Below are 12,345 nucleotides of genomic sequence, written 5' to 3'. Positions count from 1 at the left end.
AGGTTATCCTTGCATCTGCGGCTTGTGCGCGGTGACGTGAATATAGCGGCCAAGGCTGATAAAAGGCTCCTGACGGCAATACCGCGTTTCTAATTCTGTTAAGGTGTCAAAACAGTCACGCTGTTTGTGTTTTTCACGCAGATAATCATGAAACACCCTGACGCCCGTCTTCCCGACAATCTGCCAGCCAATCGCTTCCAGCCAGCCATAAACCTGCTGTGGATCGCGCGGATAGTCCGGGGAAAGCGTGCGCTTTTTCTTTTTGGGCATCCCGACCTGCACATAGTCGAAGTTTCCTGCAACCATGTTGTGCATCAGGAAGCCGTTAGCATTGTAGAACATCAGCGACAGCGTGCCGCCCGGGCGTAACATCGACCACAGGGTTTGTAACACGCTTTGCGGATCGGCAACCCACTCCAGCACCGCATGAAACAATATCAGATCAACCTGGGTTTCCAAATGCTGCGCGATGTCCTGAGCGGCGCATTGTATAAAATGCATGTTGTCGCTCACACCTTTCTCTTCAGCAGCACGCGTCGCACGGGCGACCATTTCAGCAGAAAGATCGCAAAGCGTGACGTGATGACCGCGCTCGGCCATTTTTATCGCCGTCTGCCCTTCACCGCCACCGGCGTCCAGCACGCGCAACGTTTGACCACCAAAGGTAGCCAGAATGGTGTCCAGATCCTGCCAGAGGATCGTCTGACGGAGCTGCCCTTTCGTGGTGCCATAAATGTTGCGCGAAAACTTTTCCGCGATGTCATCAAAATTGCGATCCCGCATTGGGAGAGTTCCACTCGCTAACTGCAAAACCGCTATTTTGTCACACCCGCGCGGAGAATGAACCTCTCTGGTGTAATATCACGGGTAATCACCTGCTATATGGTCAAAAAAGGAACCAAAAAGGATGCTTTTTACCCTTAAGAAATACATTGGAGGGATGATGCTTCCCCTTCCGCTGCTGCTCATCATCATCGCGCTGGGGCTGGCGCTGGTGTGGTTCAGTCGCTTTCAGAAGAGTGGCAAAACGCTTATTACGCTCGGCTGGTTTGTCCTGCTGCTGTTAAGCCTGCAGCCGGTCGCGGATGGTCTGTTACGCCCCATCGAAAACAAGTACCCAACATGGCAGGGAAATCAGAAAGTGGCGTACATCGTGGTGCTGGGCGGCGGATATACCTGGGATCCTGACTGGGCCCCCAGTTCAAACCTGATCAACAACAGCCTGCCACGGCTAAACGAAGGCATTCGCCTGTGGCTCGCGAATCCGGGATCAAAAATGATTTTCACCGGCGCGGCGGCCAAAACGAACCCGGTGAGTACGGCTGAGGCAGGTGCCAGAGTCGCGGAAACACTCGGCGTGCCGCGCTCCTCAATTATCACTCTCGACACTCCAAAAGATACCGAAGAAGAGGCTGCCGCAGTGAAGCAGGCGATTGGCGATGTCCCGTTCTTACTGGTGACCTCCGCCTCACACCTGCCGCGCGCGATGATTTTCTTTGAGAAGCAAGGCCTGCACCCGCTTCCCGCACCGGCAAACCAGATGGCCATCGACGCGCCGCTCAACCCGTGGGAACGGGCTATCCCATCCCCGGCGTGGCTGATGCATAGCGATCGCGTCGGTTATGAGACGCTCGGACGCCTCTGGCAGTGGCTGAAAGGATCGTCAGGCGAGCCAGGGCAGGAGTGATTTTGTAGCCAGATCGAAGTTTGCGCGATTAAAACGTCCGGTGTTGACCAACTGCGCGACTTCGTCCCAGAGCAGGTAAAGCCAGCGCCGCCAGAGAAACGCTTCTGCAACAGGCGCGCGTTGAAGGTAGTGCCACAGCAAACCTTCCGCCGCCCCGCTGTCGCTGAGCCTGAACAGCTCGTATTCGCGCGGAGCCCAGAGCATGATCCCCGGCCCCAACATCGCCAGAAGCTGATCGCTGCGGGAGTCTTTGAGCATGCTGCGCAGGGTGAAATTACCGTGGATCAGCACGCAGTTGTCATTAAAACCGTCGAACAGCGCTGGTAAGCACTCGCGGGTGCGAAACAGAATGCGCTTATCCTGCATAGTTAAACCGGTATTGTTGAACTGGTTAAGCGTCCCCCACAGGACTTCAACCCGCTGGCGATACCACAGCGGCCACAGGTTCTCCTGAGTGCTGTCGACCGGACCGACAAGCCCGCGGCTATCCTGACGGTGCCAGGCCAGCAGCGCCTCGACAATCTGGTCTTTTAACTGCTCCCAGCGTTCCGGCGTGCGCGCAGGCGCTTCAACGGGCACGCCGCGCAAGCGCTCAATCAGCAGCACGTCCGGGCCGGGGTGTTCCTCGTGCGTCATCACGCCGTACACCGTCGGCATACGGACGGTCCCCTCCCGCGCCAGCATCGACATTTTCCATGCAAGCTGCCTGGCAACGCCCGGCGAGGTGAAACTTCTGGCCATCAGCGGCATTGGGTTGCCCTGACTGTCATACAACGACCAAAGCGCGGTATCGGCCTTTTCACTCACGCATTCGACCCGGCTTAATTTCTCACCCAGCAGATGGCTAAGTTCGGCACGCAGCTGTTCCATATGAGATTACCCCCATTAAGACTACTGCTTTTATAATGAGCGTCCTGAAGGAAGATGTCACCCGGAAGAGATCAAATAGGAAAAAGAAAGGGGAATTAACGGGGAGAGGACATCCCCCCGTCAGGAGGGACGCAGGCGGTATTAGCGCAGCTCGGCGCGGACGCGCTCAAGATCTTCCGGCGTATCAACGCCCGTTCCAGGCACTTCGCTGGCAACGGCAACGTGAATTTTTTCGCCGTACCAGAGCACGCGAAGCTGCTCCAGCATTTCGATATGCTCCAGCGGACTCGGCGCCCAGGTAACATATCGACGAATAAAACCGGCCCGATAGCCGTAGATCCCAATATGACGCAGGAAGGTATCACCGATGGTCTCTTTAGAGAGCGCAAAGCGATCGCGATCCCAGGGGATCGTGGCGCGCGAGAAATAGAGCGCATAGCCTTCGGCATCCATGACCACCTTCACCGCATTCGGATTGAATGCCTCTTCAGCGTGGTGAATAGGCACCGCGAGCGTCGCCATACCAACCTGACGCTGAGCCAGGTTTTCTGCCACCTGACGGATAATCACCGCCGGGATCATTGGCTCGTCACCCTGCACGTTAACGATGACCGTATCATCACTAAAACCACATTTCTCAACCACTTCCGCCAGACGCTCGGTGCCGGACTGGTGATCGGCGCGGGTCATGCATACCTCACCGCCTGCCGCCTCAACCGCACGGGCGACGTCAGGATGATCGGTAGCAACAATCACACGATCGGCACCGGATTCACGCGCACGCTCAAGAACATGCACAATCATCGGCTTGCCGTTGATATCCACCAGCGGTTTACCCGGCAGACGCGTTGAGGCATAACGCGCAGGAATAATGACAACAAAACTCATGGTTTGCTCTCTTCTGCCACCAGGGAACGAGCTTCATTTTCCAGCAGTACCGGAATGCCGTCACGCAGCGGGAAAGCCAGGCTGTCCAGCTTGCAGATCAGCTCCTGTTTGTCCTGGCTGTAGTAGAGTTTGCCGTTGCATACCGGGCAGGCAATAATTTCAAGTAAACGGTGATCCATAGTTCCTCCGTATGGGTAATCGCTAAAGCTTAACACATTCCCTTTTCAGGGAGTGCCTGTTTCCCAGCCACTTCGACAGGTTGTAAACAGCCCGTCGGGTACCCGGCCCAGCATCACGTCGCGGGCACCCTGCCAGCGCGCGAATTCGCTAATGGCGGACGTTAACCCTTTTTCCAGGCTCGCCGTCACCCTGACGCCCTCTTCCAGATAAAGCGCAATGATTTCAAGCGTGCCGGTCTTGCGGTGCATTTTGGCGTCCATGCGCCCGACCAGTTGCCCCTTATGCAGCAGCGGGAGAACAAAGTAACCATACTGGCGCTTTGGAGCCGGGGTGTAACATTCCAGTCGGTAGCTAAAATCGAACAGCTGCTCGGCGCGTTTTCTGTCCCAGACGACCGGGTCGAAAGGCGACAGCACCGCACTGTGGGTTGCCTGAAGTTTCCCCTCCAGGGCCAGAGGCAGTAGCGGGAGGAGATCCGCATGCAGCCACATTTCGCCCAGCGTTTCCACCGTGACGGGGATGACGCGCTGTTCGCGTTGCCATATGTCCAGCAGCGGTTTCAGCGCGGGCTGGCGAAGACGATAATAATCTGCCAGCCATTGGGTGCGGAAAATCCCCAGGCTGCGGGCGCTGTTCTCCAGCATGATGGCCTCGGCCGCCTCCTGGGTAAGCAGGTCACGCTCGTCGTCCCAGTGCGGCATCACGCGATGCGTCAGGTCGTAGACGCGCTGAAAATTACGCCGCTCAATCACCATGACTTTGCCAGAGGTAAACAGCCCTTCGAGATGACGTTTATGCGGCTTCCACTCCCACCAGCCGCTGGTGCCTTTGCGCGGGTGTTCAAAATCGGCGGAGCGTACGGGACCGTTATCCTGAATATGCGCGATTAGCTGCTCAATTTCGGCCGCATGTTCCAGCATCCACGCCTGTCGGTATTTCCAGCCCATCTTTTCCGGGGCAAGCATACGGTGGCGAACCAGGGCAAAATCGCTGCGGGGCAGGAAGCAGGCTTCGTGCGCCCAGTACTCCATTAACTCCCCCTTGCTGAGCGCCTCATCCAGCCACTGCGAAGGATAATTTCCCAGGCGGCTAAACAGGACCAGGTAAGGGCTACGGGCCACAATGTTAATGGTATCAATTTGAAGCAGCGACATGCGCTGGACGGTAGAGAGAATATCGGCAGGCTGCGCGCGGCGGCGGGGCTTTTTGAGCAGCCCCTGCGCGGCAAGGTGTAAATGACGTGCGGCTGAAAGCGAGAGTTGCGGTAAAGACATGCGTTTTCCTGTCAGTCAAAGCGCCACCAGAACCGCGTAAGCCTTTACTGCACCAACGCAATCAGTTCCTGGAGCAAGTGTTCCGGCTGCTCGCCGCTGAGTTCAGCGTCAACCGGCAGATACCACCAGTTATCTTTCGCAAAGGCACGGCATTTCACCGCATCTTTTTCGGTCATGATCAGCGACTGCCCGGGTACGGTCAGGGCGTCTACCTGCCCTTCCACCAGCGCCTGGTGGTCGGCCAGCGGAACGCGTTTTTCCAGCCGGGCACCACACTGTTCCAGCGTCGCGAAGAAGCGCGGCGGATGGCCAATACCCGCCATCGCCACCAGTGAAGGCAGCTCAGCAACCGACCGGCGTTCCCCCGTCACCAGGTTAATCGCCAGACCCGGCTGCAGGTGCATCGGGATTTCATCCGCGCGTGCCTCACCACCGTTAACAATCACCGCATCAACGGATTTAAGACGCGAAGCGCGTTCGCGCATGGGGCCAGCCGGCAGCCACCAGCCGTTACCGAAACGGCGAACGCCGTCGATGACCACAATCTCTTTATCACGCGCCAGGGCGTAATGCTGCAGGCCATCGTCAGTGATAATGATTTGCACCGCGTGTTCGGCAAGCAGCACCTGGACGGCGTCGCTGCGCACTGGGGAGACCGCAACCGGTGCGCCCGTACGCTGGAAAATCAATACCGGTTCATCACCCGCTTCGGCGGTCGTGGTTTCCGCCGTCAGCAGCAGCGGATAACGCGCTGCTTTACCACCATATCCGCGCGATACCACCCCCGGGCGGATACCGCGTTTTTGCAATTGCTCCACCAGCCAGATCACCACCGGCGTTTTCCCGTTGCCGCCCGCCGTAAGATTACCGACAACCACAACCGGAACCGGCGCGCGCCAGGCACGCTTCAGCCCCAGCCGGTAAAGCAGACGGATAGTGCCGCTCACCAGGCCGTATAACCAGGAGAGCGGCAAAAGCAGCAGCCACAGCGGAGATTCACCGGACCAGATGCGTGCAATCATTGTTGACCGAACTGCATCTTATGCAACTGGGCGTAAACGCCACGGTGTTCCAGCAAATCAGCATGGCTTCCGCGTTCAACAATGATGCCATCCTCAACTACGACAATTTCATCAGCCTGCTCAATAGTCGACAGACGGTGCGCAATCACTAGTGAGGTACGGTTCTTTTGCAGTTCGTCCAGCGCAGACTGGATAGCGCGTTCAGATTCTGTATCCAGCGCGGATGTCGCTTCGTCCAGAATCAAAATTGGGCTGTCACGCAGCAGCGCACGCGCAATCGCAATACGCTGGCGCTGGCCTCCGGAGAGGAGCACACCGTTTTCACCAATGATGGTATCCAGACCGTTATCCATCTTATTGATAAAGTCCATTGCGTAGGCCATACGCGCGGCATTCTCAATCTGCTCGCGGCTGTACACATCAGTGCGTGCGTAAGCGATGTTGTTGGCGACCGTATCGTTAAACAGATGCACGTTCTGAGAGACCAGCGCAACCTGGTTACGCAGCGACTGCAGGGTATACTCCCGCAGGTCGTGACCATCTAACAGGATTTCACCTTCATCGATGTCGTAGAAACGCGTAATCAGGCTGGCAATGGTCGATTTACCCGAACCGGAACGGCCTACCAGCGCAACGGTTTTACCCGCCGGAATAGTCAGGCTGATATTACGCAGAGCAGGCACTTCGCGGCCTGGATAGGTAAAGGTCACGTTACGGAATTCAACGTCTCCATTTGCACGCTCAACCACGCGCTTACCTTCATCCTTTTCCTGCTCGGAATCCAGAATGCTGAACAGGGTCTGGCATGCAGCCATCCCGCGCTGGAACTGAGCGTTCACGTTTGTGAGCGATTTTAGCGGACGCATCAGGGCAATCATTGAGGAGAAGACCACGGTAATGGTGCCCGCCGTCAGCGTCTCCATCACACTCGGGAAGCTTGCCGCATAAAGAACAAACGCCAGCGCCAGAGAGGCAATGAGCTGAATTATCGGATCAGAGATTGAAGAGGCTGAAACCATTTTCATTCCCTGCAGACGCATTTTGTTGCTGACTTTATCGAAGCGCCTGGTTTCAACCTCCTGCCCACCGAAAATCAGAACTTCTTTATGGCCTTTCAGCATCTGTTCCGCGCTGGTCGTGACCTGCCCCATCGTATTCTGCATATTCTTACTGATATTGCGGAAACGCTTAGACACGACGCGGATAGCGATGGAGACAATCGGAGCCAATACGATCAGGATGAGCGACAGCTGCCAGCTGTAATAGAACATCATGATAAACAGGCCGATGATCGATGCGCCTTCGCGCACAACGGTAATCAGTGCGCTGGAAGAGGAAGAGGCAACCTGCTCTGAATCATAGGTAATACGCGACAACAGCGTCCCGGTAGACTGCTTGTCGAAGAACGCAACCGGCATGCCCATCATGTGGCCGAAGAGACGGCGGCGCATAGACATGACCACTTTTCCTGATACCCAGGAGATACAGTAGCTTGAGATATAGCTGGAGATACCGCGTAAGATCATCAGCCCGATAACCACCAGCGGCATCCATAGCAGCACTGAGCGATCCGTTTTACCAAAACCGTCGTCCAGTAACGGTTTGAGGAGCGATAGCATAAAAGTATCGCTGGCTGCGTTGAGGATTAACGCTACGCCCGCCACGATCAAGCCTGCTTTGAAAGGGGCAATCATCGGCCAGAGTCGGCGGAACGTTTGCCACGTGGAGAGATCTTTGTCGTTATGCATTCAAAAAACCAGCATTCGTTGAAATAGCCGCATATTCTACCCGTTATCTACGGGCGCGCCAAACCACTGATGATACCAAACGGGTAAAAATTGCTCTCGCAAGCGCCGGATTTGCCAGTGATGTTGCGAGAATGTCACCGATATTTGTCCAGAATGAGGGGTATCATGCCAGATATACCCCTCTTTTCGATATCGTCGAACAACTTTTGCCGACGGGAATCGCCATGCGTTATAGCGGGCCGCTGAATCCAGGGCGATCTGACCTTCCACCCGCTGCACCAGCGGCAATGAAGACGAAGTATTGCTGCCATGATGGGGCACCTGTATGAGCGTGGATCTCAGATAGCGCCAGTAATGGCTAAGCATAGCCTGTTCCGCTTGCGCTTCAATGTCCCCTGTTAGCAGAACACTCTGCTCACCGTCGTCCACCTTTACCACGCAGGAACGGTTGTTCCCCTGAGCCGGGTAATTTTCAGGGGGCCAGTGGACAGTGAAGGTGAGTCCCTGCCATCGCCACCTCTGTCCACGAAAACAGGGGCGATGGTCCGCCTGGCGCAATGGGCTTCTTACCCACACGTCAGGCCACTCTTTTTGCAACGATGTGAGACCTCCCGCATGGTCGAGGTGTTCATGACTGAGAATAACACCTTCCGGGCGCAGGTGATGCCAGCGAAGCCACGGGATAATTAACCGCTGCGCGCTATCCCCTTCCGGCCAGGCGAGCCCGGTATCATAGAGAATGGCTTTCCCCTGCCGTTCAATGACCATCGCCAGCCCCTGCCCTACATCCAGCATATGTAGCGTCCAGCTCTCGCTTTTTGCCGTTCGCCAGAGAGGAAATGTGAGTAAGACACTTCCTGCAAGGCACACGGCAGGAAGGGTTTTCCAGACACGAAAGCGCCAGCCGATGATGGAAAACCAGGGCAGTAACGTCATGTACTGCCAGCGTTGATCGACAGTCTGCCAACCGTCAGGCAGGCGCATGAGGAGCCAGAACAACCCCGCAAGTGACTTATCGGCTGCGAACCAGACGACGCTTTCCAGCGCCGTCAGCGGTAACAGATGAAGCAGCATACCGAGCAGGATCAGCGGCACGGAGACAAACGTCACCAGGGGAACGGCAAAAAGATTCGCGACCAGGGAGGAGATGCTGAAGCCATGGAAAATCAGGACCTGTAACGGCATGAGCAGCATCAGCATGCCAATCTGCAGAGAGATCAGGTTCAGTAGCGGCCGAATACGTCGAGCCCGCGGCCAGTCAGGAAGAGGCAGCCACTGAAACCAGAAAATCAGCGCGGCAACGGCAAATGCGGATAGAGCCAAACTCTGCGAAAGTACGGCTAAGGGATCGCTTATCAGGATCGCTGCGATACAGCATCCCCATACCTGCCAGGAAGACCATTGACGGGCAGCGATCCGCAACATTGCAAGCACAGCAAGCGCGATGACCGTTCGTAGCGCAGGAGGTTGCAGACCGGTAAGCCAGGCGTAGAAAGCGGCAAAGCATAACCCGGCAAGGAGCGGCATTTGCCAGTGGACCCGGTGGCTGGGTAATAAAAACTGGAGTCCACGTGTGAGTAACCAGACGAGGGATGCCGCCAGCGCGATATGCAGACCCGAAATCGCCATCAAATGCAGCGTCCCGGTTTCACGCATCAGGTCTTTTATTTCCCGGGGCACATCCAGACGTTCCCCCATCCCCAGCCCGAGGATAACCGCTCCCCAGCGGTAAGCAGAAAGTCGGTTTTGCAATGACATCAGGTATTGCGCTCGCAGGCTGCAGCGCCCATCGACGAGTTCAGCACGGATGAAGCGCCCGCTCAGCGTTTGGTGTCGGGCAAAAGCGCTGCGCTGAGAATCATATCCGCCGTCGTTCAATTCGCCGTGAGCAGGCCTGAGCCTGAGCGTCATGCTCCAGCGCTGACCGGCACATGCTTTCTTTGGCAAATAATTGCCATACAGCGTTACGCCGGTGGAGGCCCACCAGCGTTTGCCATCTACGCTAAGAATGCTTCCCTGATGCAGCGTTGCGCCATCTGTGGCGGTGATCGCTACCTCAGCCTGCACAGCACCCGTGGTTAAATGCTGCATCGGCCAGACGCTCTCCTGCGCGGCAAGCATACCCCATACGCAGAATAACAACGCGATCCCGACATACTTCAGTCGTACGTTGCGCGTTGCGGCCATCGCGATCCCGCCAACAATCATTAGCCAAACGGTATGACGTGATGGCAGTTCAGGTAACCAGAGTAACGGAGCTATTGCCAGAATGACGCAGACGCTAAGAGCGGGAATTCCCATTGCTACCTCCCTGTTTCAGGGGTGCAGTATGTAAGCAGGCAGAGCGAGTTGTCAGATGAGAAGCATGTGTTTTACGGCACACGCTGTGCTGTTTTTATCGGGTTGCAGAAAATGAAACGAAAAATGCAGGGCACCTTCAGAATGAAAGCGACAGAGACAAAAAAAGCACCCGCAGGTGCTTTCTTTCGAACCCAGTTTAACCGGCCGGTTAAACTCAGTTGCCGTAAATATTAGCGCGATCGCGCAGTTCTTTACCCGGCTTAAAGTGTGGAACGTACTTACCTTCCAGCTCAACTTTATCACCAGTTTTCGGGTTACGCCCGGTACGTGGAGCACGATAGTGCAGAGAAAAACTACCGAAACCGCGGATTTCAATGCGCTCGCCCTGGGCAAGAGTGGAGGCCATATGCTCCAGCATCTCTTTTACGGCATCTTCCACTGCCTTGGCAGGGATATGCGGTTGCTGACTGGCAAGTCTTTCAATCAATTCTGACTTGGTCATGATTCCTCCGGTTCCTTTCAAACCAATTAGCTGAACAGCTCATTAAACAAGGGCGGCCGTAGCCGCCCTTTGTTATTGATTACAGGACGAATCCTGCAATCTGTCAAGTTTGCTCCTCATCCTTCGCGCTGTAAATGCGTTACAGCGCAAATGATGCTGAGAACCTGATATTACTCGCCTTTAGCTGCTTTGAAAGCTTCAGCCATTGCGTTGTTAGAGAAGTTTGCATCTTCCTGTTTGTTAACAGTTGCGATTGCATCTTTCTCATCAGCTTCGTCTTTAGCACGAACAGACAGGCTGATTGCACGGTTCTTACGGTCAACACCGGTGAACTTAGCTTCAACATCGTCGCCTACGTTCAGAACCAGAGTGGCATCTTCAACGCGGTCACGTGAAGCTTCTGAAGCGCGCAGGTAACCTTCAACGCCGTCAGCCAGTTCTACGGTTGCGCCTTTAGCGTCAACTGCAGTCACTTTACCGTTTACGATTGCGCCTTTCTTGTTCAGTGCAACCCAGTTGTTGAACGGATCTTCTGCGAGCTGCTTAACGCCCAGGGAGATACGCTCACGCTCTGCGTCAACCTGCAGAACAACTGCAGCGATTTCGTCGCCTTTTTTGTATTCACGAACTGCTTCTTCGCCTGCAACGTTCCAGGAGATGTCAGACAGGTGAACCAGGCCATCGATGCCGCCGTCCAGGCCGATGAAGATACCGAAGTCAGTGATAGACTTGATTTTACCTTCAACACGGTCGCCCTTGTTGTGGGTTTCCGCGAACTGCTGCCATGGGTTGTTTTTGCACTGTTTCAGGCCCAGGGAGATACGACGACGTTCTTCGTCGATATCCAGAACCATCACTTCCACTACATCACCAACGTTAACAACTTTGGATGGGTGGATGTTTTTGTTGGTCCAGTCCATTTCGGAAACGTGCACCAGACCTTCAACGCCTTCTTCGATTTCAACGAAGCAGCCGTAGTCAGTCAGGTTGGTTACGCGACCAGTCAGTTTAGTACCTTCTGGATAACGCTTAGCGATAGCTACCCATGGATCTTCGCCCAGCTGTTTCAGGCCGAGGGATACACGAGTACGCTCGCGGTCGAACTTCAGCACTTTAACAGTGATTTCGTCGCCCACGTTCACGATTTCGCTTGGGTGCTTAACGCGTTTCCACGCCATGTCGGTGATGTGCAGCAGGCCATCAACGCCGCCCAGGTCAACGAATGCGCCGTAGTCAGTGAGGTTCTTAACGATACCTTTGACTTCCATGCCTTCCTGCAGGTTTTCCAGCAGCTGATCGCGTTCTGCGCTGTTTTCGGATTCGATAACGGCACGACGGGAAACAACAACGTTGTTACGCTTCTGGTCCAGCTTGATTACTTTGAATTCAAGCTCTTTGCCTTCCAGGTGCAGAGTGTCACGAACTGGACGAACGTCTACCAGAGAACCTGGCAGGAACGCACGAATACCATTCAGCTCAACAGTGAAGCCACCTTTAACTTTGCCGTTGATAACACCGACCACAGTTTCAGCTTCTTCGTAAGCTTTTTCCAGCGTGATCCATGCTTCGTGACGTTTAGCTTTCTCACGAGAAAGCAGGGTTTCACCGAAGCCGTCTTCTACTGCGTCCAGAGCAACGTCAACTTCGTCACCTACCTGGATTTCCAGCTCGCCCTGGGCGTTTTTGAACTGCTCTGCCGGAATGGCGGACTCAGATTTCAGACCGGCGTCAACCAGTACTACGTCTTTGTCGATAGCAACAACAACACCGCGAACGATGGAACCCGGGCGGGTTTCGATTGTTTTTAAGGATTCTTCAAACAGTTGAGCAAAAGATTCAGTCATGTTTAATCTTCAGGTTAATATTAACGTCC

The 12,345-nt window shown here is 55.2% G+C and carries 11 protein-coding genes; 1 reads left to right on the top strand and 10 read right to left on the bottom strand.

Annotated elements, in window-relative coordinates; translation table 11 throughout:
* Nucleotides 1-3: 3 nt before the first annotated feature.
* Entirely contained in the window at nucleotides 4-783 is a 780-nt protein-coding gene (cmoM, locus tag V1566_RS10515) for a tRNA uridine 5-oxyacetic acid(34) methyltransferase CmoM (RefSeq protein ID WP_023311004.1), read from the bottom strand.
* Between the two features lie 124 nt (nucleotides 784-907).
* On the opposite strand from cmoM, the gene elyC reads away from it, so the two are divergent.
* Nucleotides 908-1,687: an envelope biogenesis factor ElyC gene (elyC, locus tag V1566_RS10510; RefSeq protein ID WP_395305816.1), complete on the top strand. Its 780-nt coding sequence runs from the start codon at nucleotides 908-910 to the stop codon at nucleotides 1,685-1,687.
* Here elyC and V1566_RS10505 read toward each other — a convergent pair.
* The 9 genes from V1566_RS10505 to rpsA form a co-directional block, all read right to left on the bottom strand.
* On the bottom strand, nucleotides 1,664-2,557 hold the full coding sequence (locus tag V1566_RS10505; protein WP_023311002.1) for a YcbJ family phosphotransferase: 894 nt from the start codon (nucleotides 2,555-2,557) through the stop codon (nucleotides 1,664-1,666). The genes elyC and V1566_RS10505 overlap by 24 nt on opposite strands.
* Nucleotides 2,558-2,698: 141 nt before the next feature.
* Nucleotides 2,699-3,445 (bottom strand): 3-deoxy-manno-octulosonate cytidylyltransferase, encoded by a 747-nt coding sequence (gene kdsB, locus V1566_RS10500; protein ID WP_023311001.1) that lies wholly within the window; start codon nucleotides 3,443-3,445, stop codon nucleotides 2,699-2,701.
* A complete protein-coding gene (gene ycaR / locus V1566_RS10495; protein WP_006174474.1) occupies nucleotides 3,442-3,624 on the bottom strand; it encodes a protein YcaR in 183 nt (60 codons plus the stop codon). Before ycaR ends, kdsB begins: the two co-directional genes overlap by 4 nt.
* 45 nt (nucleotides 3,625-3,669) lie before the next feature.
* Entirely contained in the window at nucleotides 3,670-4,899 is a 1,230-nt protein-coding gene (locus V1566_RS10490; RefSeq protein WP_395305815.1) for a winged helix-turn-helix domain-containing protein, read from the bottom strand.
* Between the two features lie 44 nt (nucleotides 4,900-4,943).
* A complete protein-coding gene (lpxK, locus tag V1566_RS10485) occupies nucleotides 4,944-5,921 on the bottom strand; it encodes a tetraacyldisaccharide 4'-kinase (RefSeq protein ID WP_395305814.1) in 978 nt (325 codons plus the stop codon).
* Nucleotides 5,918-7,669 carry a lipid A ABC transporter ATP-binding protein/permease MsbA gene (gene msbA / locus V1566_RS10480; RefSeq protein WP_395305813.1) on the bottom strand — a complete coding sequence of 584 codons (1,752 nt, stop codon included), beginning with the start codon at nucleotides 7,667-7,669 and terminating at the stop codon, nucleotides 5,918-5,920. The genes lpxK and msbA overlap by 4 nt, the downstream gene beginning before the upstream one ends.
* Nucleotides 7,670-7,705: 36 nt before the next feature.
* Entirely contained in the window at nucleotides 7,706-9,970 is a 2,265-nt protein-coding gene (locus V1566_RS10475) for a ComEC family protein (protein WP_395305812.1), read from the bottom strand.
* Nucleotides 9,971-10,184: 214 nt separating this feature from the next.
* Nucleotides 10,185-10,472, bottom strand: a complete 288-nt coding sequence (gene ihfB, locus V1566_RS10470) for an integration host factor subunit beta (RefSeq protein ID WP_008499965.1) — start codon at nucleotides 10,470-10,472, stop codon at nucleotides 10,185-10,187.
* Between the two features lie 170 nt (nucleotides 10,473-10,642).
* Complete coding sequence (gene rpsA, locus V1566_RS10465) at nucleotides 10,643-12,316, bottom strand: 30S ribosomal protein S1 (RefSeq protein ID WP_014169387.1); 1,674 nt, start codon at nucleotides 12,314-12,316, stop codon at nucleotides 10,643-10,645.
* Between the last annotated feature and the right edge of the window lie 29 nt (nucleotides 12,317-12,345).

Source organism: Enterobacter sp. ECC-019 (genome assembly GCF_043974075.1).
Classification (GTDB): Bacteria; Pseudomonadota; Gammaproteobacteria; order Enterobacterales; family Enterobacteriaceae; genus Enterobacter; species Enterobacter asburiae_D.
The sequence above is the reverse complement of the archived record's forward strand: the minus strand, read 5'-3'. Positions and strand labels throughout refer to the sequence as shown.

What these genes read in the sequence shown, in the direction of transcription:
- cmoM (WP_023311004.1), bottom strand. Translation starts at nt 783, where the DNA reads ATGCGGGATCGCAATTTTGATGACATCGCGGAAAAGTTTTCGCGCAAC.
- elyC (WP_395305816.1), top strand. Translation starts at nt 908, where the DNA reads ATGCTTTTTACCCTTAAGAAATACATTGGAGGGATGATGCTTCCCCTT.
- V1566_RS10505 (WP_023311002.1), bottom strand. Translation starts at nt 2,557, where the DNA reads ATGGAACAGCTGCGTGCCGAACTTAGCCATCTGCTGGGTGAGAAATTA.
- kdsB (WP_023311001.1), bottom strand. Translation starts at nt 3,445, where the DNA reads ATGAGTTTTGTTGTCATTATTCCTGCGCGTTATGCCTCAACGCGTCTG.
- ycaR (WP_006174474.1), bottom strand. Translation starts at nt 3,624, where the DNA reads ATGGATCACCGTTTACTTGAAATTATTGCCTGCCCGGTATGCAACGGC.
- V1566_RS10490 (WP_395305815.1), bottom strand. Translation starts at nt 4,899, where the DNA reads ATGTCTTTACCGCAACTCTCGCTTTCAGCCGCACGTCATTTACACCTT.
- lpxK (WP_395305814.1), bottom strand. Translation starts at nt 5,921, where the DNA reads ATGATTGCACGCATCTGGTCCGGTGAATCTCCGCTGTGGCTGCTGCTT.
- msbA (WP_395305813.1), bottom strand. Translation starts at nt 7,669, where the DNA reads ATGCATAACGACAAAGATCTCTCCACGTGGCAAACGTTCCGCCGACTC.
- V1566_RS10475 (WP_395305812.1), bottom strand. Translation starts at nt 9,970, where the DNA reads ATGGGAATTCCCGCTCTTAGCGTCTGCGTCATTCTGGCAATAGCTCCG.
- ihfB (WP_008499965.1), bottom strand. Translation starts at nt 10,472, where the DNA reads ATGACCAAGTCAGAATTGATTGAAAGACTTGCCAGTCAGCAACCGCAT.
- rpsA (WP_014169387.1), bottom strand. Translation starts at nt 12,316, where the DNA reads ATGACTGAATCTTTTGCTCAACTGTTTGAAGAATCCTTAAAAACAATC.